A 23,599-nucleotide genomic window follows, 5' to 3' on the forward strand; every position below is an offset into this window, starting at 1 on the left:
ATACCTTAGAAAAATGCCTGTATTTGATCCCATTCACCTGTAAAGCAGGTATGATTCGAAGGAATTTTTATATTTTTTACCTTCTCCAAATTAAACCTGATCTCTTTAGACTCTAATACGATGAAATTTAAATCATTAAATTTATTACAGAGGTTTCTCACGTAATCTACATTACTTAAGACCACGGGTAGACCATAATATTGAGCTTCAAAAATTGGGAGTCCTACTGTTTCAAATAAAGAATTAAAAATTATTAGATTTGATTGACTATATAAAAAATGTAGTTCAGAGTAACTACAATTCCCACAAAAATAAAAAACATCATTATTTGAATAACCATACTTATCAGAAGTTACAAGCACTCTTATATTGTTATTTTTAAAAAAATCATAAGCCTTGTAAACATCTTCAAATCCCTTGTGTGACATTCTGACGTCAGTATAGGGACATAAAGCGATTATATTTTTAGAATCATAAAAATCCTTATACCATTCAGGTTCAACTCTTTCACGAGGAATCTTTATTCCAGGCCACAAATCAACAACTTTTTTCTTCACACTAAAATCAAAGAATTTTTCAAGATTACTTTTTATAATTTCATTTTGACAAATGAATACACTTCTAGCCTGAAGTAATAAAAAAAACCTATAAACCATAAATCTAAAATTTTTCTCTTCGAAAAATTTTGCCTGATGAAAATAAGTTATTCTATTAAAAAATGGAAAACAAACATTTAAGTTCATAAATGAAAAAATAATATTTGTTCTATAGATAATAGAATAATAGAGAATACCAAAAACTGCAAAAAAAACTGAGAATAATCCATTTGTTTTTAGTTTAATAATCTCAATATTCTCAGATTCACTTTCAATATCAAATCCTACAATAAAAATATATTTATTACTAAAATCATTCAGCTCGACCCATTGAATAAAAGTTTCTACAATTGTTCTAGCTCCACCTACCTTTGCACCAGAAGCATTAACAATAATTTTCTTCATTACCATTCAAACCTATTATCTATACCATTAATGATTGAAATAAATTTATCTGCCGCAACTTTGGGGCTTATATTTTTGCTTGACCAATCAAAGATCTCTTGACGACTCTTATTCAAAGATTTAACTTCCAATACTGCATCAACTAAACTATCATTATTTACTTCCGTCAGAATAACACCGGCACCAGAAGAAACAATTAAACAAGATGCTCCTGTTTTTGTTGAGCATATAACTTTCAAACCTGATTGCAATGCCTCATTTATGACGGCCCCCCAACCTTCATCACCAACATTGGGTAGTACTAAAACATCATACTCATATAACTTTTCTCTCATAATTTTGTTTGTAACAAAATCAAATCGTCTCACTCGATCTATTAAGTCATTACTATTTATAAATGAATTAATCTCACACTCTAAAGCACCATTCCCATAAATATCTAAAGTAAAATCTTTTAATCTATAATCTTTAAAAGATTCCAACAGTTCCATAATTCCCTTTGATGGAAGCAATCTACCAACAAAAATCATTTTTCCATTAAATGACTTTTCTACCATAAACTTTCTAGAACTTTCTTTTGTAAAATAACCAAATTTTATTATTTGGTCACTTGGAACGCCAACTTTCAAGAACCAATTTCTACCTTTGTCACCTATGGCTAAAAATTTAATTTTAGGATTTGAATTAAATTTCCAAAGTAAAAAGTCTTTGAATAATCTTAAGGACCCTCGAAACCCGACATCATCTTTTCCTTCAGAATAAATAAAAATTTTCTTATTTTTATTTCTACAAAGAGAGAAGGCTTTATTTAAATCCTTATAAGCAAAAAAACCACTAAAGACATTAGCATCAGAGTTAGTAACGTAATCCAATATATTAATATCACCAATATATTTTAAATTTACTGGAGAAGAAATTTCAGCATCCCACCCCATTTTCTTACGTTCATTATTATTAATATCACATACAATAAGATTTACTTTAATATTTTGATTAATACAAAGCTCTTCTAAGAAGGGAAGCTGATGGATACTAAGTACATTTTGCCAGAAGTTAATAATCATAATGTTCTCAAATTAATTTCTTCTTGAATTTTGCAGGATTACCAGCATATAGAGAGAAAGGTTCTATATCTGTATTGACTACACTACCAGCGGCAATAATTGAATTCTGACCAATTGTTATCCCAGGAAGAATTATACTCCCCGCGCCAACCCAAGCTCCACTACCAATTTGTATATAACTATTAAAACCCGTACCGGCCGCACGCTTAGGCAATAAGTCAACTTTATGAGAACCTGTTAATAATTTTACTTGTGGAGCAATATCTACATTATCACCTATAATAAATTCCCCATTCCCATAGAAGCAAACATCATGACCAATAAAGGTATCTTGCCCTATACTAATCAAACAATTACCACTAATTTTTATTGAAGAAACTATTCTAGCCGTTGGACTTATATCAAAACCTAAAAGCCTTAAAAATCTACTTTTAAATTTATAAAGTCTAGTATGTGGCAACAATAACATAAAAAAGAAAAATAATTTAATTACTATTAGCTTCATTATTAATTCCAAAAATAAATTGAAAAACAAATAAGAATATATATGACAGCGCAAGAGGAATAAATAAATTATAGCTTAAAAAGCCATAAAAAATATAAGAAGTGAGGATGCAAGCTGCCCCCCAAAAAACATTGCAGAAAAAAACAAAATTAACCCTTAAATTTGACAAATCACTATTAAAATTCACCATAGTCAAAGAGCAAAATAATGCACCGACCCCCAAGAAAACAATATCCATAAAACCAATTATTTTAAAATAGTCAACCATTATCTGCTTCACGATTAGCAATAAAAATATAGAAAACATTGTAATTAGACTATACAACACATATAAGGTATGGACAGTTTTTCTTTCACCTTGACCTATCACTGAGGAGGAGGTTATTTTTAAAAGAATAGGACTAAATGAAGAAGGTAAAAATATTAATGCATTTCTAATCTGTAAACCCAAGTTATATAAATTAACTATTTTTTCCCCATAAAAACCACCAATAAAACCCAAAACAACAATATTAACAGGCATTAAAAAAAAAGAACTTAAAAAACTAGGTATAATAAATCTTAAAATTTCCTTAAATTTACTATACTCATATTTTGATTTCCAAAACTTTGTGAAATCTAAAAAACCAATAAAGAAAATGCTTAATACAAGAAACTCCACAATTACAGATGCAAGATAACTATAAAGAAGATTATTATTAATAAAAAATAAAACCAATAAAAAAAACACTGCGCTCAAAGAAGCAACAAATATTAAATGATTTTTATTAAATGCATAGTAAAAACCCTTAATAACTGATGTGCAACACAACAAAAAAACTGAAAAAGAAAAATATATTTTCTCAACATTCGACACATAATAATTTTTCTTCAAAATATTATCTAAAATTAATTCACAAGAAAAATAAAATATCACTGCGAAGACAATTGCTAAAAAAACAGAAACACCTATTATATTTTTCAAATATGAGTATTTTTCCTCAAACTTGCTGGTAAATGTTATTGCAGCCATACTCAAACCAGCCGTACCCAAAGACTGAAATGTCAATAAAATCATTATGATTGTAGTATATAATGCATTATCACCAAACTGCTTTACATGTAAAAAAAATAAAAGCAATATACTAAAACGATATAGCCCTTGAGACAATGCATTTAACATACCATCTTTTAATAAGTTAAAAATCATACATTAGTCCTTAAGTAAAAATAAATAACACAAAATAGAAATAGCACTTCCTATTCCTGTTAAATACCCTTCACTTATACTTAGCACCAAAAGAGGTATTAAATATAGTTTATAAACATCCCTTCTAATAAAATTTATAAGAATAATTATACAAAAAATAAAAAAACCGACAATACCAGACATTGCCAAAATCTCGGTATAAGAGGATTCCGCCTGAAATCTTGATTTATTATTATTTTCATCCGCTACCGTTCCCACCCCATAAATTGGACTATAATTAAACGACTCTAATTGTCTTTCAATTTTCTCCTCTCTTGAACCCACCTCAATTTTTCTTACAGTCAATATACCTTTAATATCATCCGAACCAGCTTCTTTAATATCCAAATTAATATAAAATAAAAACCCCAACAAACTCATCAATACCACATAAAATATATTTCTCTTATTTTTTAAATTTATAATTAAGCCCACAAAAACCGTTAAAATTGTAGCTATTAATGCTCCTCTAGATTGCGTCAATAAAATTATTATAAAAAAGCACACAAAAGCCATAATATAAATTTTTTTCTTATCTCCATATATATATTTTAAAAATATAAAAGAACATCCTACTGCACTAAAACCAGCCACCATATTTGTATTTTGCATCCACCCCGCAAAACGCCCCCCGAGATAAGATGATGGGAAAAATAAAAATGGCAACAAAGTTACTAAAAAAAGAATAGAAAATTTGATATAAGAATTTACTATCAAATCCTTACTTCCATTAAATAAAAGTGGTATCAGCAATGAAAGATAAAATGGAGACAGCCATATAAAAGAATCAAAAACTAAACCAGTAAAGTTTATAGTAGAAAATGTCAAAACAAACAAATAAAAACAATATAAAGCCACTGAAATAGTTAAATTTTTTTTATTTATTTTCCATTTATCAATAAATAATCCGAAAAACAAAAAAACAAACAATATTAACCATCTTAGCCCCATAAATATTTCAGATATAAATTTAATATTTGAAAGAGCCAATGCAAAGGAAATAAAAACAGCATATAATAAAGCATTATAAACCATTTCTATCCTTAATTCTCTTTTATAATCCACATACATTTAAAATATTACCAGTGAAATTATGATTAAGAAATTTCTTATGTCTTACTAAAATTAATTTAATATTAGCAATATCGGATTCATCCAATGAAATTAATTTCACATTTTCAGGCATCTTCGCAGGCAATTCATGAATATTCGGTTCTATTGCAAGGATATTTAAGCCTTGTTCAGCCAATTTTTTCGTAATTTCGAGTGCTGGACTCTCACGTAGGTCATCGATATCAGGCTTAAAAGCCAAGCCATAACAAGCCACTGTTACATCTTTTATCGTTTTTTCAGGGTTAGCTTGCAAGAAATCCGCAATCTTAATTTTAACTTGGTCAATCACCCATTCAGGCTTGGCATCATTCACTTCACGTGCAGTACGAATCAAACGTGCTTGTTCTGGTGTCTTTGCCACAATAAACCAAGGGTCAACAGCAATACAGTGACCACCTACTCCTGGTCCTGGCTGTAAAATATTGACGCGTGGGTGACGATTCGCCAGTGAAATCAACTCCCATACATTGATATCTAACTTGTCACAAATAACTGAAAGCTCATTTGCAAAAGCAATATTGACGTCACGGAATGAGTTCTCTGTCAATTTGCACATTTCTGCAGTACGAGCATTGGTTTCAATACATGCACCTTTTACAAAGATTTTGTATAAATCACATGCTGCTTTTGAACAACGTGGTGTCATTCCACCAATAATACGGTCATTACTGATCAATTCTTGTAAAACTTTACCTGGCAACACACGTTCTGGGCAGTGCGCGACTAAAATATCAGCCTCTTCACCCTTTTGTTGCGGGAAGCTTAAATCTGGACGCGCTTCACTTAACCAAGCCGACATTTGTTCAGTCGCTTCCACAGGTGATGTCGACTCTAAAATAACCAAATTACCTGACTTTAAAAAAGGTGCTAAAGCCTTAGCAGCAGATTCAATATATTTGAGATCTGGCTGATAATCATCTTTAAAAGGTGTCGGAACAGCAACAATATAAGCATCTGCTTCAGTCGGCGCCAATTGAGCAGACAATTTACCCTGAGCAACGACGTCACGAACCAAAGCATCTAAATCAGGCTCAACAATATGAACTTTACCTTGATTAATCATATCTACCGCATGTTGATTCACATCAACACCAGTAACTTTTACCCCATGTGCAGCAAATGTCGCAGCTGTTGGTAAACCAATATAACCTAGCCCTATAACGCAGATATGCTTGAATGAATTGCTCATACTCTATACTTTTAAATCAAAATAAATGGAAATTTCGGCTTAGTTTGTTTTAAGAAAATCAATAATTTGCTGACATGAATCACCATCCCCGTACGGATTATGGGCTTCTGCCATCTCAGCATATACATTTGGATTTTCAAGTAACTCTATGACTGAACGCTCAATAGTTTCTGTATCTGTACCAACTAAACGTACCGTTCCTGCACGAACCGCTTCAGGTCTTTCAGTGGTATCTCGCATAACCAGAACGGGTTTACCCAATGATGGTGCTTCTTCTTGAATACCACCAGAATCGGTTAGAATCAGATAACTACGATTCATTAAATACACAAAAGGCAAATAATCTTGTGGGGCGATCAAGTGAATATTGGCAATACCCGCTAACAGCTCGTTAACAGGTTGTTGTACATTAGGATTTAAGTGAACGGGATAAACAATCTGAATGTCAGAATATTTTTTAGCTAAATTTACCAATGCTTTACAGATATTTAAAAAACCCTGACCAAAGTTTTCACGGCGGTGACCTGTGACTAAGATAAGTTTTTTATCCGCATCAAGAAATGAAAACTCTTGCTGAAATTGCGTTACTAATGCTTGATCTTGTTCAACCTTCTGTTTGACTTGCAGCAAAGCATCAATCACGGTGTTTCCTGTTACTACAATATTTTCATGATTCACATTTTCTTTAATTAAATTTTCATACGATGATTGGGTCGGTGCAAAATGATAATTGGCAAGTACGCCCGTTAATTGTCGATTCGCTTCTTCAGGCCAAGGAGAATACAGATCACCTGTCCGCAAGCCCGCTTCAACATGACCTACTTTTATTTTGTGATAATACGCGGCCAATGAGGCTGCAAAAGTGGTAGCGGTATCCCCATGTACCAAAACGACATCGGGAAGCCATTCTCCAAATACTTGCTCTAACCCTTTTAACACACCAGTTGTGACATCGGACAACGTTTGCCCAGGTTTCATTAAATTTAAATCATAATCAGGTGTAAGCTGAAATAAGCTTAAGACTTGATCTAACATCTGCCGATGTTGACCTGTCACACATACCTTTGTTTCAAAGTCTTTATTATTTTCTTTTAATTTCAATACCAAAGGTGCCATTTTGATCGCTTCTGGACGCGTACCAAATACTAGCAATACTCTTTTCACTCTATTGTTTCCTTATAACTTGAAAGTAGATTTTTAGAAATTTAAATAGTAAACCTTAACAATCATGTGCAACAAGAATTCGCTTCGAACTAAATAAAAAATTAAAGTGCTAGGCAAATATTCTTTAAATCAAAATATATAACTACCAGTTCAGTTCAAAGCGATAATTACTGAATAATTCTTCAATGAATATATCTTTCGGGGGGAATACTACCAGAAAAACATGAATTTTCTGTTATGATTTTTTACCAAACACTAAGCATGGTTTTTATTTTTCCATTTTTAAGTAAGATTTCGCAATGTATTCCGTATCTTAGTACGATAAATTTCACAAAATGTATAACATTGATATGCCAAGAAGAACCTTTACTATAAAATTGATTACAATTTGTTATATACCCCAAAGCGAACTTCGGTAAAATGCTGTTTAATTGAAACGATTTTAAAAAATCTAAAATGGGAATTTTTGTGCGACATTTTAAATCTATAATTTTACTGTCCGTTATTATGACATCTACTGGATGTGCTCTTACATCCGGGCTACAAACTTATGATTTACCAGAGGAAGGGATTTACCAAACGGATTTAGGCACACACGTCAATGTTGTAAAGCTTACCCAAACATCATTACCAGCTGTCCAACTTGCACAATACAATCAAGAATATTTTGCTCATTTGTTCAACATTCCTCAAAAAAATTACAAGCTCAGTGCTGGAGATATTCTCTCGATTTATCTCTGGGCATATCCAGAAATTACTCCACCTACAAATACCATCAGTAATGAAGAAGCTATCAAGTCCAATGGCTATCAAATTGATCAAAGTGGTTATATCCAATTTCCTATTATTGGTCGCTACAAAGCCGCAGGAAAGTCTTTAACACAAGTGAACCAAGAATTACGTAGCCAGCTTTCACGGTATTTAAAAACTCCCGACGTCATTGCTCGTGTTCTATCGTATCAAGGACAACGCTACTCTGTACAAGGCAGTGTCATGAAAGGTGGACAGTTTACTTTAACTGACCAACCCACCAGTGTTTATACTGCATTAGGTTTAGCTGGCGGTATCAATACTCAGTTAGGAGATAACACCTCTATTACACTTGTCCGCCAAGGTAAAACTTATAATCTCAATAGCATTTCGCTTGAAAAGGCGGGTTATTCACTACACAATTTATTGATTCAGCCTAACGATACACTTTATGTAAATTCAAAAGAAAATCAGAAAATTTATGTTATGGGTGAATCTGGACAAAACAAACCGATTCCGATGCGAGATCAGGGTATTAGTTTAAGCGATGTCATTGGGGAAAGCCTCGGTTTGGATCCACTTTCAGGTAGTCGAAGCAAAATTTATGTGGTTCGTAGTCATCGTGATGCAGGGATCACTGATGTCTATCACCTAGATTTAACCAGTATTGGTGATTTTGGACTGGCAAATAAATTTCAAATGCAAAGCAATGATATTGTGTATATCGATGCCTCAGGGTTAACACGCTGGCAACGTGTAATCAATCAAGTTATTCCGTTCTCAAACGTGATTTATAATATTGACCGTATGGGGCAGTAATGCAGTTCAAAAATATTTTGGTCGTTTGTATAGGTAATATCTGTCGTAGCCCTATGGCAGAGTACTTACTCAAACAAAAACATCCACAGCTCACAATTCACTCTGCAGGCATTTCTGGCATGATTGGATATGCGGCTGATGACAAAGCAAAGCTTTGCATGCAACGTATTGGGATTGATATGAGCCCTCATATTGCAAGAAAACTTAATGCTGAACTTATTAAGCAAGCTGATTTGATTTTAGTCATGAGCCAAAATCAACAGAAGCATATTGAGCAAACATGGCCATTTGCAAAAGGAAAAACGTTTCGCTTAGGTCATTGGCAAGGAAAAAATATTCCTGACCCCTATCAACATGATCAAGCTTTTTTTGATGAAACTTCCCTGCTTATACAAGCCTGTGTAGCAGATTGGACTAAACATATTTAACTTTGATGTACGATTATGAGCCAAACTACAAATACAGAAGATACTATTGATTTAAAAGAATTATTTTTCTCATTGATCGCACAATGGAAGTTAATTGCGCTGTGTATCCTTTTGAGTCTAATTTGCGCCCTACTATACTTAAGAGCAACTCCGGATACCTATTCGGTGGACGCCTTGGTACAAGTAGAAGAAAATAAAGGCGCTTCCGCAGCGCTATTAGGTGATCTCTCGAGCATGGTTGAGCAAAAACAACCCGCTCAAGCAGAAATCGAAATTTTAAAATCGCGTTTAGTTTTGGGCAGTGTCATTCAACATCTGAATTTAGATCTTAAAATTTCGGGCACGGAAAATTCATTTACTGATCGTCTATTATCTCCACACCATTATCAAACAGAGTACCAGCCGAAATCGGTGTTGTTTAAAGATGATGAAAAAGCATTCGATATTCGCCAGTTTAATGTTCCATCAAACTTCCGTGATAAAAACCTTGAACTTCGCTTTAAAGATGGTCAGTTTAGTTTAACGAATACACAAACTGAACAAGCCATTTTAACAGGAAAAACGAACCAATCGAATACCTTACGTACAGCGGATGGCTTGTGGAATATTTCTATTTATACACAAGACCAGCTGAATGATGTTTATCTCATTCAAAAACAATCTCTACCAGCTGCTGTCAATAATATCTTGGCAAATTATTCAGTCGCAGAAAAAGGAAAGTTAACAGGTATTCTTGGGCTCAATTATCAAGGTACAGACAAAACTCATATTACCCAAGTACTCAATGCTATTCTGGTTTCTTATAGCCAACAAAACATTGAACGTCGTTCAGCTGAAACAGCGCAAACACTTAAATTCTTAGATGAACAACTACCAGAGCTGAAACAACAACTTGATGTAGCAGAGCGTGAATTTAACAAATTTCGCCAACAATACAACACCGTAGATGTCACGAAAGAATCTGAGTTATTTTTAACCCAAAGCGTAACCTTAGAGACACAAAAAGTACAACTTGAACAACAAGTGGCTGAAGCTGGTGCCAAATATACTGCTGAACATCCAGTCATGCAGCAAATGAATGCGCAACTAGGAGCTATTAATAAAAAAATTGGTGAGTTAAATGCGACATTAAAAGAACTGCCAGATTTACAACGTCGTTATTTACAACTTTACCGTGAAGTTGAAGTCAAACAGCAATTATATACTGCCCTACTTAACTCTTATCAACAGCTACGAATTGCAAAAGCGGGCGAGATTGGAAATGTTCGTATTGTCGATACAGCTGTTGAACCGATTGAGCCAATTGCACCGAAGAAATTACAGATTTTAATTCTCTCTATTTTCTTAGGTGGTTTCCTCGGTACACTCTTGGCATTATTACGTAATATGATGCGTTCAGGGATCAAAGACTCCACTCAAATCGAAAATGAGTTGGATCTGCCTGTGTATGCAACGGTTCCTCGTTCACCTGTACAAGAAAGCCGTATTAATATTTTAAAGAAGAAAAAGAATATTCCTATTCTGGCTGTTAAAAATAGTGATGATATCGCTATTGAGAGCTTAAGAAGTATGCGTACAGCCATTCATTTCGCGCTAAGCTCTGCCCGAAATAATCTAATCACAATTTCAGGCCCTGCGCCAGAAGTTGGTAAATCCTTTATCTCAACCAACTTAGCCACAATTTTGGCGCAAAGCGATAAACGTGTATTAATCATAGACGCAGACTTACGTCGGGGTTATTTACACAAGTATTTTAATCTCGACACACAACCTGGCTTAACAGAGTTACTCAATGGTCAACAAAGTTTAGACACGGTTATTCGTCCTACAGAAGTGCCAGGTTTAAGTGTAATTTCTCGCGGGAAAAGTCCTGCGAATCCTTCTGAACTACTAAGCTCTAACCAGTTCAAAAATCTATTAGAGCAAATGTCAGAGAAATTTGATCATGTGATTATCGATACTCCACCAGTCTTAGCCGTGACGGATGGCATCATTATTTCTCAATACACAGGGGTTAACTTAGTGATTGCCCGTTATGCGAAAACTCAGATGAAAGAGTTGGAATTAACCCTGAATCGTTTTGAACAAGCTGGTGTGAAAGTCAATGGATTCATTCTAAACGATATTCAACGTTCAAGTGCAGGCTATGGCTATGGCTATGGCTATGGCTATAACTATGCTTATGCCTATAAAGCCAATAAAGAATCAGACTAAATACATCCTCTAACCGATAAAAAGCCAGAACTTGATTTCTGGCTTTTTATTTTGTATGACAAACGTTTATATATTCAAATCCTTATAGTTTTTTTAAGGACTTCGGCATATATTAATTTGAAAATGTACTGGTGGTACAAAACACGTCATTCATGAAGTCTGCTAAGATGCTAAAAAACTTTTTGAATGTAATAGAATTAGGAAAAATTTCACATGAGTAAAGCCTTACCCATTGCTGTAGCTGTTATTCTAGGCGGTGCTGCACTTGTTCCCGTTTATTATGCATCTCAACACCCAGCTTCAGCCGAAGCCCAAGTTTCAAAAAATGCATCTGCCGTAGAAAAAATTAGCTATGCATTGGGTTATGAGGTTGCTCATCAAACTCCACCAGAACTCGATATTAACAGTTTTGTAACCGGTGTCCGTGCCGGTCATGCCCGTAGCCAACCCGCCTATAGCGAAGAAGAATTAAAACAAGCTTATGAGCAGTTCCAACAAGAAATGCAGCAAAAACAGGCCAATGATGCGAAGCAAGCACAAACAACCAGTGACAGCTTCTTAACTGAAAATGCGAAAAAACCTGGGGTGAAAACCACAGCGTCAGGCTTACAGTACAAAATTACGCAAGAAGGCACAGGCAAGCAACCCACTGCCAGCTCTGTCGTGACCGTGCATTACAAAGGCCAACTGGTCGACGGTAAAGTCTTCGATAGTTCGCTTGAACGTGGCGAACCGATTGAGTTTCCTTTAAACCAAGTGATTCCGGGTTGGACTGAAGGTCTACAACTCATGAAAGAAGGTGGGAAAGCGACACTTTACATCCCTTCTAACTTAGGCTACGGTCCACAAGGTGTACCCGGCATGATCCCAGCCAACAGCACGCTTATTTTTGATGTTGAACTGATCAATGTAAAATAAGGCAAGTCAATCAAAGGAGAGCTTTTGCTCTCCTCTTTTTATTGAGAATACAATATGAAAATTCAAACAACATTACTCTGTGGCTTGTTACTTTCTACACCTGTTTTTGCTGCACCGATTAATAATAAAAGCAGCATCAACCAACAAGTCGGTTATAGCTTCGGCTACCTCATGGGTCGTAGCAATGCCGAGTCAATTCAAGATTTAGATCTTGATGCTTTTGTGCAAGGGTTACGTGAAGCATCTAAAGGCCAAGCTGCGTCATTAAGCGATGAAGAAATGGCGCGTGTACTCACCCAATATAAACGCCAAGCCGAAGCAAAACAGTTATTAGAAGTTAAACAACTGGCTGATAAAAATGCCAAAATTGGTGCGGCTTTCTTAGCTGAAAATGCGAAAAACCCCGAGGTGAAAACCACGGCTTCAGGCCTACAATATATGGTTTTACAACAAGGCCAAGGTAAGTCACCTAAGGCCAACAGCAAAGTCAAAGTCCATTATGAAGGACGTCTGATTGATCAAACTGTTTTTGACAGCTCGATTGCACGTCAACAGCCTGCGGAGTTTCAAGTCAGCCAAGTGATTCAAGGTTGGACTGAAGGCTTACAGCTAATGAAAGAAGGCGCAAAATATCGCTTATTTATTCCTGCTAAACTGGGCTATGGCCAAATTGGTTCAGGCGATGTGATTGAACCGAACAGCACCTTGATTTTTGATGTGGAACTGATTGAAGTGTTGCCAAAATAAGGCAGCAATGCAAAGGCAATGCTATATACAAAATAAAAAGCCTGATCTTCGTGATCAGGCTTTTTATTAATTTCAATCTATTCTTAAATCAAGCCATGCTTTTTTAAGCTACGCGCTTTGCTTGCAATATAAAATAAAGTACTGCTTTGTTTTATGCTTCATGTTTGAGGTGACGTGGTCTAAACCCAGTAAGGAGCAAACCAACCGCATAAGCCACAACGCCGACCACGCACAGCCCGATCACTTCGGCAACGCGAAACCACTGTGACACGTCACCATTATACCAAGTCAATGCATACCACAAAGCCACAATCATCACGGCGTTAGAAATACCAAACTGGATAAACAGTTTTTTCCAGTGTGCGCCAAAACGGAAAATATCGCGCTTGTGTAGATAGAAATACAACATCCCCGCATTCACCAAAGCAGAACCCGAAGAGGCTAAAGCCAAAGCCATATGCTCTGCCTGCCAGTCAATCAGTTTAAAGAAGCCAATAAATACCACGTTTAAAATCGCATTTGCGGCAACGGCCATTAAACCGACACGAACTGGTGTTTTGGTGTCTTGCTGCGCATAAAACCCAGGTGCAAAGACCTTAATCAACATAAATGAAATCACCCCAGCACTCATACATTGCAGAGCCAAAGCCGTCATTTGCGTATCTTCAAGGGTGAATTGACCGCGTTGGAACAGGGCCTGAATAATGGGGGTCGATAACATAAACAGTGCAATACTGGCAGGCACCCCCACCAAAACAATCACCTTCGCAGCCCAATCCATCATGCCACGAAACTTCGACATATCTTGCTCTGCATGACGGGTCGACAATGCGGGTAAAATCACCGTGCCGATCGCTACCCCAATCAAGCCCAAAGGTAACTCGGTCATGCGTTCCGCACTGTACAACCATGACACTGAACCATCTTGCATAAACGAAGCCCAAATGGTGTTCAGGAGTAAGTTGATTTGCGTGACAGAAACACCAAATAGCGCAGGCAGCATCAATTTCATGATGCGATCCACCCCTTCATGTTTAAAATCGACTTTCGGCGGAATCAGTAACTTTTTATGCCAAAGTTCAGGAATTTGGATCGCCAGTTGCAATACACCCGCAGCAATCACCGCCCAACCGAGTGCCATAATCGGTTCTGTCATATACGGCGTCAGCCACCATGCCCCCGCAATCATCGCAACATTTAGCAATACTGGTGAAAAGGCGGGCGAAGCAAAGGAACCATAACTGTTTAAAATACTGCTGGCAAATGCCGTCAACGACATAAACAATAAATAAGGAATGGTGAGGCGGAACATTGAAACCGCGAGGTCGAACTTCTCTGGATCGGCATGGAAACCTGGTGCGTATATATATAGCACCGCTGGAGCGGCGACCATGGCAATGAAGGTTAAAGCCGTCATAACCGTCATTAAACAACCAAAGACACGGCTAATCAGAATTTGAACTTCCGCATGGGTACGCCCAGTTTTATATTCGGTCAGTACTGGAATAAACGCCTGTGAGAATGCTCCCTCAGCAAACAGCCGACGGAAGAAGTTCGGGATACGAAAGGCTACCACAAAGGTATCGAAATCTTTCCCCGCACCAAAGACATTTAGTAAGACAATGTCTCGTACCAAACCCAAGACCCGAGAAAGCATGGTCATTGCACTTACAATTACGGTTGACCGCCACAGCGCCATCGTATCCACCTAGTTTTTCATTTGCCGCTATTGTAATGAAACTTCAGCGAATATTTGATTGTTTAATGTTGTTGTCGACTCTCAATTCATTGACTTTTTAACTGCTGCAAACGATTTCGATAGTCTAACCAATCAAAAAATGTGCCTGGATCGGTCTTACGTCCTGGCGCAATATCGGAATGTCCTGCCAAATGCTGCTGAATTTGAGGATAGGCTTGTTGTAAACAGGCCGTCACGTGTACCAATGTTTCATATTGGGCATCTTCAAAAGGCAAGTCATCACTGCCCTCAAGCTCAATGCCAATCGAATAATCATTACACTCTTTCTTGGCCAGATAGCTTGAGCGTCCTGCATGCCATGCACGGTCATTAAAATTGACAAATTGTAAGACTTCGCCACTTCTTAAAATCAGTAAATGCGCTGAAACTTGCATACCTTGAATAGTTTGAAAATATGGATGTACTGACCAATCCAATTGATTTTGAAAAAATTGTTCAATATAACCGCCACCAAACTGTGAGGGAGGCAAACTGATATTATGGATGACAATCAGTTGAATCTCAGTATCAGCAGGACGTGCATTAAAATTAGGCGATGGAATTTGTCTCGCTCCTAGCAGTTGCCCTGCTTGCACTTGAAACGACGGAATGACCTGCATATTTTTATTCCTCAAACCCATTACGCCCTTTGGGCAATCTGTTTTAATGTCTCTCATGCTAAATCTTTCCCCGTCATTTCTCAAATTGATCAGCGTTTGATTCTGAAATTTTCACGCCTTTTTCAGGAAAAATGCTAATATATTGCGCAATTTTCATGGCTTCTATAAAGATACGGACAATCGGATGAGCATATCGCAGCAACTGCTTGAACAATCTATTCAACTCAATATTCAACAGGCATTACAAGAAGACATCGGTGATGGTGACATTACGGCACTTTTGACACCTGAAGATGAACAAGCGACTGCGACCATTATTAGCCGTGAAGACATGATTCTTGCAGGTCAACCTTGGGTCAATGCATTAATTGCAGCTTTTGATCCAAGCGTACAAATCACGTGGCTCAAAAATGATGGCGATCTGGTTCGTGCCAATGAAACCATTTTTAAACTGGCGGGTTCAGCACGCAGCTTACTTACGGTTGAACGCCCTGCACTCAACTTTGTACAAACGCTATCTGCTGTGGCCAGCAAAACTGCGGAATATGTCAAACAGCTCGATGGCTTAAACACCAAGTTGCTCGACACCCGTAAAACCCTACCGGGTCTGCGTATTGCCCAAAAATATGCTGTCGCGGTCGGTGGTGGTCAAAACCACCGTTTAGGTTTATTCGATGCTTTTTTAATTAAAGAAAATCACATCATGGCAGCGGGTGGCATTGCTCAAGCCATTGCCAAAGCGCATCAAATTGCCCCAGGCAAACCTGTCGAAGTCGAAGTTGAAACTTGGGCTGAATTAGACCAAGCATTGGAAGCCCAAGCCGATATCGTGATGTTAGATAACTTTAGCCAGCAACAAATGATTGATGCGGTCAAGCATGTTGCTGGACGTTGTAAACTGGAAGCGTCAGGGAATATCACCATTGCCAACTTGCGTGAAGTCGCAACTACAGGCGTGGATTATATTTCGATGGGTGTATTGACCAAAGATGTCAAAGCAGTCGACCTTTCTATGCGTTTTAATGCTTAATTTCAACAATTTGCATTCAAACGACACCCAATAAAAAACGCACTCTAGAGTGCGTTTTTTATTGGGTTAAAACTTACCAGCCCAGTGCTTGCTGTTGTTTTTTCACCAATTCTTGAATGCCCTTTTCTGCCATTTCTAACATGGCATTGCACTGTACACGGGTAAATGGTTTATCTTCTGCCGTGCCTTGAATTTCAATAAATTCGCCAGCTTGAGTCATGACCACATTTAAATCCGTTTGGCAGTTTGAGTCTTCTTCATAGCACAAGTCTAAAAGCACTTCATCTTGGAAAATACCGACTGAAATGGCAGCCACTAAGCCTTTTAATGGATCTTGCTTAATTTTCTTTTTCTCAAGCAACGTATTCATCGCATCAATGAGGGCCACCGCAGCACCGGTGATCGCAGCAGTACGTGTACCGCCATCTGCCTGAATCACATCACAGTCAATGGTAATGGTGTTTTCACCGAGTTTTTTTAAATCCACCATGGCGCGTAGACTACGACCAATCAAACGTTGAATTTCTTGAGTACGACCACTTTGCTTACCACGCGCAGCCTCACGGTCACTACGGGTATGCGTCGAACGTGGCAACATGCCATATTCAGCGGTTACCCAACCCTGACCCTTGCCTTTTAAAAAGCGTGGTACTGAGTTATCAATACTTGCCGTACAAAGAACTTTGGTATGACCAAACTCAACCAATACCGAACCTTCCGCATAACGTGTGTAGTTACGAGTAATGGTGACATCACGTAATTGATCTAATGTTCGTTGGTCGATACGCATAATACGCCCTTCATCTAGCTTAATAGGTTGGCGCATAGTATAGCAGAAGCAGACCCAAAGCATTTGTCTGACTGCATTGCATTTGTAATTGATCGCCTGCTTCCCTACCCATCCATATTCTTTGTTAAACTGAAGCTTAAAAGAGGCTGAGGCAATCATCTATGTCGATTCGGGAAGAACGTAAACAACAAAGCCGCCAAGCTTTGCTGAATGCTGCATTACAACTCAGCACCTCGGGACGTTCCTTTGCTCGCATTAGTCTCCGTGAAGTCACTCGCCAAGTGGGTTTAGTGCCGACCGCTTTTTATCGCCACTTTAATGATTTGGATGAGTTAGGACTTGAACTGGTCGACCAAGCTGCGCTCCACATCAAAAGTATGTTAACGCAATTGGGACAAAGCTATGTTTATGGTCCACATGCCACGATTGAGCATAGTCTAGACCTATTTTTTCATGCTGTAGAGCAACATCCTGAACAATGGATTTTCTTGATTGGAGAACGTTGGGGTGGGTCGGCCTTGATCCGTGCTGCCGTTGAGCGAGAAATTGCCTTTTTAATCGATGACTTCGCCCATGAATTAACCCGTATTGAAAGCATGCAACATATTCATGACAGCGAAGACCTCAAAGTATTGGCCAATATTTTAATGGATGCCTCTTTTAACTGGGCCATGCGCTGGATTGGTTTGAGTCGAGATGTGGCTCCCGATAAACTCCAACAGCAGCGGGCTGAATTTAAACTACAAACCATCGTGCAGATTCAACTCATGTTCCGTGGAATCTCCAATTGGCAACGACCATCTGCTCAAACCAAACAAGCCAACCCGACCTTACATTAAGCCGCTCACAGACGTAATTTTTGCTGTATTACAAAATTTTTAATGCGCTTTACTCAAACTTGGATGCTTTTTCACTATCATAGAGCCAGTTTTTTCATCTGTAGCTCCTATGCGTTTTTTTCTTTTTTTAGCGGCGAGTGTCTGTATCGCCTTGGCATGGCTATTGCCCATTCATTATCGACCTTGGGTCACCTATACAGGTGAATTGTTTGCATTTTTATCTTTATTTGCACTCTCTGCCTTATTTTTAAAAGAAAAACTCTTGCTCCCTAAAGTGAGCCTGCCGCTATTGCTGTTGAGCCTCGTGCCCTTCATTCAGTACGGTTTTGGCGAGCTGTTCTTTTTCAGCAAAGCGCTAATGTGTGGCTTATATATCTTTGCATTCTGGCTGAGTATGGTTTTAGGTTTTAACCTGAGCCAAAAACCCTTGGAACGTGAGCAATTATTTAGTGGTCTGTGTAGTGTATTTTGGTCGGTCGGTCTGGTAACAGCGCTCATCGCCACTTGCCAATGGCTCAATATTGAACAGTACATTCCCGGCATGACTGCCTTAAAAGGCGATCGTCCTTATGCCAACTTTGCTCAGCCGAACAATATGGCGAGCTTTCTGATTCTATCCTTACTCGGCACACTGTACCTATTTGAAAAGAAAAAATTCAACTCGATTCTGCTGTGCGTCAGTGCTGCATTGATGTTATTTGCGGTGGCACTGAGTCAGTCCCGCACATCATGGGTCGCAAGTATCTGTGTATTGCTGTATTTGCTCTATCAGCAGTACAAAGGTGTGGTTGAACTGAAGTGGTATAGTGCCGTCGCATGGTTTGCGTTGTTCATTGCATTTACTGCGTTTATTCCACAACTCAATCACCTGTTGGCTCAGCTGTCTAATGTCGAAGTGACCCAAACCCGTGATGCAGTTGCGCGAGCAACGGGCGATATGTCACGTCTTGCCATTTGGCAACAGATGCTCCATGCCATTGCTGAGCGACCTTGGTTTGGTTATGGTTGGCATCAAACCAGTGTGGCTTACACCCTAATCAGTGATCAGTTCCAAGGTCCCGTTTGGGTGAAAAGTGCGCACAACTTCATTCTCGACTTTATGTTATGGAATGGATTAGTGATTGCGATTCCATTTTTTGCCTATCTCAGCTATTGGGGCTATCAACTGCAAAAGCATGCGACATCACTCGAATCTGTCATTGGACTTCTGATGGTCGGTGCTTTACTGATTCACGGAATGCTCGAATTTCCGTTGTTCTACGCTTATTTCTTGCTACCACTCGGATTGATTCTAGGCATTATTCAATCTCAGCAAAAAGTGAAAACGTGGACTTTACCGAGCTTTGCCATGCCGATCACATTTACTGTCTGTGTGGTCTTAGTCGCACTGATTATTCGTGACTATGAGTTGATGGTACCAAAGCTGAATCAAGCTTCTCGTTATGAACACACCCCTGAAAAGTTCACCAATCAAGATCACATTTTACTGCTGTCGGAGTTTAACCGCCGCATTGCATGGATTCAGTTAAATCCATACAGCAAAGTCAGCCCTGAGCAAATTCGTGACTATGAGGAAATGGTACTGAACTACCCGATCCCCTATGATTTGACCAAATTTGCCAAACTCTTGGCCTTTAACGGCTATGAAGCCGAAGCCCGTCATCAACTTTGGCGCTTAAAAACCTTAAGAAAAATTGAGCTGCGTTATGAGGATTTATTGCAGCCTGCATCAGCCGCGCAATAAACGTTTTTAACCCATAAAAAAGCCTGCTGACGCAGGCTTTTTAACTTAATAAGGACTTAAAACAGATTCAGCTTATTTGGCAGCACGTTCTTTTTCAATCAAGTAATCCACGACTTGAGTCACTTTAGCATCTTCGCCTTGCACAATATATTTACCATTCACCGTCACCGCAGGAACACCACTGAGTTGATAACGCTTGGCTAAGTCTTGTGCTTGCGCAATTTTTGAAGTAATCGCAAATGATTTATAAGTACTGTTAAATTTCGCTTCTGGAATACCAAACTGGGTATAGAACTTGGCTAAAGCAGGTTGCTCTAGAATTGGTTGATTTTGATCATGAATGGCATGGAATAACGTCAAGTGGGTCTTTTTACGTACACCTAAGGCCTCAGAGACATAATAAGCTCGCGCCGCTTGCTCCCACACTGGATTCATGGCTGCTGGCGTACGCACAAAACGCACATCTTTCGGTAGTTTTTTCAACCAAGTCTGCATATGCGGTTCAAGTTTAAAACAGTGACCACAGCCATACCAAAAGAATTCGCGGACTTCAATTTTTCCTGGCACTTCTACCTGTACAGGTGTTGGTACGACCATATAGTCCTGACCTGCCACGAAATTTGCAGCCAATGCGCTGCCAGAAATAGCGAAAACAGCGGTTGCTAAGCCACTCAAAAGGAGTTTTTTCATTGAACTTATTGTCCTCAAAATCATTATGATAAGTTTATGCAAATACTATAAATCAAATATGCCAAATTCGTTTTCATTCTGTGAACTTTTTTCAGGCTTTTATCGCTTTTTCTAGAATAAACGCTACACTAAGCCCTATTGAACGTTTTAAATATCATGACTTAAATTGAGGTGCCGACGATGTCGCAACTGAATGTTGATCCACAAGAAATTGCCAAATTTGAAGCATTTGCTGCCATATGGTGGGATCAGCACTCGGAGTTCCGCCCTTTACATATGATCAACCCACTGCGCTTAAACTGGATTGATGAACATGCAGGTGGACTCAGTGGGAAAAAAGTCCTTGATGTCGGCTGTGGTGGCGGAATTTTAGCTGAAAGTATGGCACGTCGTGGTGCAGATGTGCTCGGCATTGATATGGGCGAAGCCCCCCTAAATGTGGCACGTTTACATGCAGAACAAGAAGGTGTTGAGCATATCGAATATCGCCAAATTCCAGTTGAGCAGCTCGCAGAAGAACAAGCAGGACAATACGATGTCGTGACCTGTATGGAAATGTTGGAACACGTACCCAATCCAGCCTCAATCATTGAAGCCTGCCATAAACTGGTTAAACCAGGCGGTCATGTATTCTTCTCCACCATTAACCGTAATCCCAAAGCCTACCTGTTTGCCATTATTGGTGCTGAATATCTACTGCGTATGTTAGCCAAAGGCACCCACGATTATCAAAAATTCATTAAGCCCTCAGAACTGGCACATGATATTCGCGGCGCAGGACTCAAACTAAAAGACATGACGGGTTTACATTACAATCCCTTGACCAAACGCTATTGGTTAGCGCCGAATGTCGATGTCAATTACATGGTTTATACCGTCAAAGAAGGTGCTGCATGAAAGCCGTCTTATTCGACCTTGACGGCACCCTAATCGACACGGCTGCCGACTTTATTCGCATTATTCAAGACATGTGCCGTGAAAAAGGCGTCGCTGTGGTCGATGCAGACCTGATCCGTAGCCAAGTCTCCGAAGGTGCACGGGCCATGGTGAAATTGGTTTATCCAGAACTTGCGGTCGAAGACCCGATTTTTCTGGCACATCGTCAGCGTTTTTTAGATACCTACGGTGCCGATATCGCAGTAGATACTGACCTGTTTTCGGGCATGTATCCGCTTATTGAAAAACTTGAAAACCAAGAGGTTCCTTGGGGCATTGTCACCAATAAACCGCGTTGGCTCAGTGAAGCATTATTAGACGCGCTGAATTTGACAGAGCGCTGTGCGGTTTTGGTTTGCCCAGAGGATGTCTCACAGACCAAGCCTGATCCTGAACCGATGTATTTGGCTGCCAAGCACATCGCGATTGCGCCTCAAGACTGTATCTATGTCGGCGATCATCCACGTGACATCGATGCGGGTCGTAACGCACAAATGTATACCATTTTGGCGGCTTATGGTTATTTACCATTCGCGCACAAAGATGACTTAACAGCGTGGCAAGCAGATTGTATAGTGAAGACTGTGGCTGAATTGGACGATGTTATTCAGTCTCTTGTGAGTCAAACTACACCATCCAACTCACTGACTTGATCACAATTAAAAAATCAAAATAACGAGGAGGTAATGATGAAATATTCAGAATATCAACCTCGCCCCGATCTGCTCAAAGATCGCATCATCTTAATTACAGGTGCGGGCGATGGTATTGGTCGTGCTGCTGCATTAAGTTATGCCCTACACGGCGCAACTGTAGTGCTGCATGGGCGTTCCTTAAATAAGCTCGAAGTCATTTATGATGAAATTGAAGGCTTAGGTGCGCCGCAACCTGCAATTTTACCCTTGCAGCTGTCGAGCGCCTCTCCTCGTGATTATGAATTACTGGTCGACACCTTAGAGCGTCAGTTTGGGCGCCTAGATGGCATTTTGCATAATGCGGGCATTTTAGGTGAGCGCACCGAACTGGAAAATTATCCTGTCGATGTCTGGGATGATGTGATGGCCGTCAACTTGCGTGCGCCATTCGTTATGACTCAAGAGTTAATGCCACTCCTGAAAAAATCTGAGCATGCCTCCGTGGTTTTTGCCAGCTCAGGTGTCGGACGTGAAACGCGTGAACGTTGGGGCGCATATTCGGTGTCTAAGATCGCGATTGAAGCGGTCAGCCAACTGTTTGCCAAAGAAAATACCTCACCGAATATCCGCTTTAACTGTATCAATCCGGGGGCGACCCGCACTGCAATGCGTGCAAAAGCCTATCCCGATGAAGATCCAAAAAGATTGCCAACGCCTGAAAATATCATGCCTGCCTATCTGTACTTGATGGGCGATGACAGTTTGCATATGAATGGTCAAAGTATTGATGCACAGGACTAAAATGTGTCACTCAAGAGGAAGCTTCGGCTTCCTTTTTTTATGTATCAAACTGAAGCTTAGTCATCTGCAACATGATCTCAAGTTCTGAAAAGGTTGTCTTTTTTCAATTTTTGCGGATACTGATGCCCAACTCCATTTTTGAAGCATATGCCATGACAGACTTGAGCAACATCACTGTACAACCCACTGAAGATGGTATGGTTAGCCTGTTGATTGACCAACAGCCGATTTCAGAAAAATATGGGATGAAGTTTGAAGCCAGTGTTGTGGAGGAACTTCAAGCATTGGAAAATGGCGCCACACTGAAACTTTTCGACCAGTTTGTTTTTGCCCATACCGACTTGAACTTTGAACATAGCTATCACTACGTGACGGTCATTGCCAAGGATGATGAACAATACAAAGCCAAGAAAAGCTTTGTTTATCGCATTAAAATTGAGGGTCAGCCCGATATTGAGCATGCCATCAGCAAAAATGGTGAACCGATGACTGCAGCCGATGTACGTGAATTTATTCAAGCGCATGTGCAGAAGTCATTGAGTGATTATACCGACCTCAACTACGCCTATTAAGCCGAATCAGCCAAGTTGAAAACTCAGCTTGGCTAGCTCGATATTTTAAATCGTATTTTTAAAT

23 protein-coding genes are annotated in these 23,599 nt (G+C 38.9%); 12 read left to right on the plus strand and 11 right to left on the minus strand.

Features of this window, described 5'->3' with window-relative positions:
- Nucleotides 1-5: 5 nt before the first annotated feature.
- The 7 genes from ACSC9N_RS16690 to wecB are packed head-to-tail and all read right to left on the minus strand — an operon-like array spanning nt 6 to nt 7,264.
- Nucleotides 6-1,001 (minus strand): glycosyltransferase, encoded by a 996-nt coding sequence (locus ACSC9N_RS16690; protein ID WP_395474935.1) that lies wholly within the window; start codon nt 999-1,001, stop codon nt 6-8.
- The gene (locus tag ACSC9N_RS16695) at nt 1,001-2,065 is read right to left on the minus strand and encodes a glycosyltransferase family 4 protein (RefSeq protein ID WP_395474936.1); all 1,065 of its coding nucleotides are present in this window, start codon (nt 2,063-2,065) and stop codon (nt 1,001-1,003) included. Before ACSC9N_RS16695 ends, ACSC9N_RS16690 begins: the two co-directional genes overlap by 1 nt.
- Nucleotides 2,066-2,072: 7 nt before the next feature.
- Nucleotides 2,073-2,570: an acyltransferase gene (locus ACSC9N_RS16700; protein WP_395474937.1), complete on the minus strand. Its 498-nt coding sequence runs from the start codon at nt 2,568-2,570 to the stop codon at nt 2,073-2,075.
- Nucleotides 2,551-3,759 carry an oligosaccharide flippase family protein gene (locus ACSC9N_RS16705; RefSeq protein WP_395474938.1) on the minus strand — a complete coding sequence of 403 codons (1,209 nt, stop codon included), beginning with the start codon at nt 3,757-3,759 and terminating at the stop codon, nt 2,551-2,553. Before ACSC9N_RS16705 ends, ACSC9N_RS16700 begins: the two co-directional genes overlap by 20 nt.
- 3 nt (nt 3,760-3,762) lie before the next feature.
- On the minus strand, nt 3,763-4,833 hold the full coding sequence (locus ACSC9N_RS16710) for an O-antigen ligase family protein (protein ID WP_395478864.1): 1,071 nt from the start codon (nt 4,831-4,833) through the stop codon (nt 3,763-3,765).
- 19 nt (nt 4,834-4,852) lie between these two features.
- Complete coding sequence (gene wecC, locus ACSC9N_RS16715) at nt 4,853-6,100, minus strand: UDP-N-acetyl-D-mannosamine dehydrogenase (protein ID WP_395474941.1); 1,248 nt, start codon at nt 6,098-6,100, stop codon at nt 4,853-4,855.
- A gap of 39 nt (nt 6,101-6,139) precedes the next feature.
- A complete protein-coding gene (gene wecB, locus ACSC9N_RS16720) occupies nt 6,140-7,264 on the minus strand; it encodes a non-hydrolyzing UDP-N-acetylglucosamine 2-epimerase (protein ID WP_395474942.1) in 1,125 nt (374 codons plus the stop codon).
- A gap of 468 nt (nt 7,265-7,732) precedes the next feature.
- Here wecB and ACSC9N_RS16725 point away from each other — a divergent pair, with 468 nt between their 5' ends.
- The 5 genes from ACSC9N_RS16725 (at nt 7,733) to ACSC9N_RS16745 (ending at nt 13,140) form a co-directional block, all read left to right on the plus strand.
- Nucleotides 7,733-8,833, plus strand: coding sequence for a polysaccharide biosynthesis/export family protein (locus tag ACSC9N_RS16725; protein ID WP_395474943.1), 1,101 nt, complete (start codon nt 7,733-7,735; stop codon nt 8,831-8,833).
- Nucleotides 8,833-9,261: a low molecular weight protein-tyrosine-phosphatase gene (locus tag ACSC9N_RS16730; RefSeq protein WP_395479233.1), complete on the plus strand. Its 429-nt coding sequence runs from the start codon at nt 8,833-8,835 to the stop codon at nt 9,259-9,261. The genes ACSC9N_RS16725 and ACSC9N_RS16730 overlap by 1 nt, the downstream gene beginning before the upstream one ends.
- Nucleotides 9,262-9,276: 15 nt before the next feature.
- Nucleotides 9,277-11,475, plus strand: a complete 2,199-nt coding sequence (locus ACSC9N_RS16735) for a polysaccharide biosynthesis tyrosine autokinase (protein ID WP_395474945.1) — start codon at nt 9,277-9,279, stop codon at nt 11,473-11,475.
- Between the two features lie 213 nt (nt 11,476-11,688).
- Nucleotides 11,689-12,393 (plus strand): FKBP-type peptidyl-prolyl cis-trans isomerase, encoded by a 705-nt coding sequence (locus ACSC9N_RS16740; RefSeq protein WP_395474946.1) that lies wholly within the window; start codon nt 11,689-11,691, stop codon nt 12,391-12,393.
- 54 nt (nt 12,394-12,447) lie between these two features.
- Nucleotides 12,448-13,140 carry an FKBP-type peptidyl-prolyl cis-trans isomerase gene (locus tag ACSC9N_RS16745; protein ID WP_395474947.1) on the plus strand — a complete coding sequence of 231 codons (693 nt, stop codon included), beginning with the start codon at nt 12,448-12,450 and terminating at the stop codon, nt 13,138-13,140.
- A 151-nt stretch (nt 13,141-13,291) separates the two neighbouring features.
- Here the strand turns inward: ACSC9N_RS16745 and murJ are convergent, their stop codons facing one another.
- Both murJ and ampD read right to left on the minus strand, forming a co-directional pair.
- On the minus strand, nt 13,292-14,848 hold the full coding sequence (murJ, locus tag ACSC9N_RS16750; protein ID WP_395474948.1) for a murein biosynthesis integral membrane protein MurJ: 1,557 nt from the start codon (nt 14,846-14,848) through the stop codon (nt 13,292-13,294).
- Between the two features lie 77 nt (nt 14,849-14,925).
- A complete protein-coding gene (gene ampD, locus ACSC9N_RS16755; protein ID WP_010325555.1) occupies nt 14,926-15,498 on the minus strand; it encodes a 1,6-anhydro-N-acetylmuramyl-L-alanine amidase AmpD in 573 nt (190 codons plus the stop codon).
- Nucleotides 15,499-15,682: 184 nt separating this feature from the next.
- Between ampD and nadC the strand changes: the two genes are divergently transcribed.
- Entirely contained in the window at nt 15,683-16,528 is an 846-nt protein-coding gene (nadC, locus tag ACSC9N_RS16760) for a carboxylating nicotinate-nucleotide diphosphorylase (protein ID WP_148827017.1), read from the plus strand.
- 73 nt (nt 16,529-16,601) lie between these two features.
- Here the strand turns inward: nadC and rph are convergent, their stop codons facing one another.
- A complete protein-coding gene (gene rph / locus ACSC9N_RS16765) occupies nt 16,602-17,318 on the minus strand; it encodes a ribonuclease PH (RefSeq protein WP_004684198.1) in 717 nt (238 codons plus the stop codon).
- Nucleotides 17,319-17,479: 161 nt separating this feature from the next.
- On the opposite strand from rph, the gene ACSC9N_RS16770 reads away from it, so the two are divergent.
- Together ACSC9N_RS16770 and ACSC9N_RS16775 are read left to right on the plus strand one after the other, a co-directional pair.
- A complete protein-coding gene (locus ACSC9N_RS16770; RefSeq protein WP_270428596.1) occupies nt 17,480-18,157 on the plus strand; it encodes a TetR family transcriptional regulator in 678 nt (225 codons plus the stop codon).
- A 109-nt stretch (nt 18,158-18,266) separates the two neighbouring features.
- Nucleotides 18,267-19,901, plus strand: a complete 1,635-nt coding sequence (locus tag ACSC9N_RS16775; RefSeq protein ID WP_395474950.1) for an O-antigen ligase family protein — start codon at nt 18,267-18,269, stop codon at nt 19,899-19,901.
- Nucleotides 19,902-19,973: 72 nt separating this feature from the next.
- On the opposite strand, the gene ACSC9N_RS16780 is transcribed toward ACSC9N_RS16775, so the two are convergent.
- Nucleotides 19,974-20,591: a thiol:disulfide interchange protein DsbA/DsbL gene (locus ACSC9N_RS16780; RefSeq protein WP_078390033.1), complete on the minus strand. Its 618-nt coding sequence runs from the start codon at nt 20,589-20,591 to the stop codon at nt 19,974-19,976.
- 180 nt (nt 20,592-20,771) lie between these two features.
- On the opposite strand from ACSC9N_RS16780, the gene ubiG reads away from it, so the two are divergent.
- The 4 genes from ubiG (at nt 20,772) to ACSC9N_RS16800 (ending at nt 23,535) form a co-directional block, all read left to right on the plus strand.
- Nucleotides 20,772-21,488 carry a bifunctional 2-polyprenyl-6-hydroxyphenol methylase/3-demethylubiquinol 3-O-methyltransferase UbiG gene (ubiG, locus tag ACSC9N_RS16785; protein ID WP_078390032.1) on the plus strand — a complete coding sequence of 239 codons (717 nt, stop codon included), beginning with the start codon at nt 20,772-20,774 and terminating at the stop codon, nt 21,486-21,488.
- Nucleotides 21,485-22,180: an HAD family hydrolase gene (locus ACSC9N_RS16790; RefSeq protein ID WP_395474951.1), complete on the plus strand. Its 696-nt coding sequence runs from the start codon at nt 21,485-21,487 to the stop codon at nt 22,178-22,180. The genes ubiG and ACSC9N_RS16790 overlap by 4 nt, the downstream gene beginning before the upstream one ends.
- A 36-nt stretch (nt 22,181-22,216) precedes the next feature.
- On the plus strand, nt 22,217-22,963 hold the full coding sequence (locus ACSC9N_RS16795; protein WP_439036138.1) for a YciK family oxidoreductase: 747 nt from the start codon (nt 22,217-22,219) through the stop codon (nt 22,961-22,963).
- A 152-nt stretch (nt 22,964-23,115) separates the two neighbouring features.
- The gene (locus ACSC9N_RS16800) at nt 23,116-23,535 is read left to right on the plus strand and encodes a hypothetical protein (RefSeq protein ID WP_078390039.1); all 420 of its coding nucleotides are present in this window, start codon (nt 23,116-23,118) and stop codon (nt 23,533-23,535) included.
- The last annotated feature ends 64 nt before the right edge of the window (nt 23,536-23,599 follow it).

It is taken from the genome of Acinetobacter sp. PC34 (assembly GCF_051789135.1).
In the GTDB taxonomy this organism is placed as follows: domain Bacteria; phylum Pseudomonadota; class Gammaproteobacteria; order Pseudomonadales; family Moraxellaceae; genus Acinetobacter; species Acinetobacter johnsonii.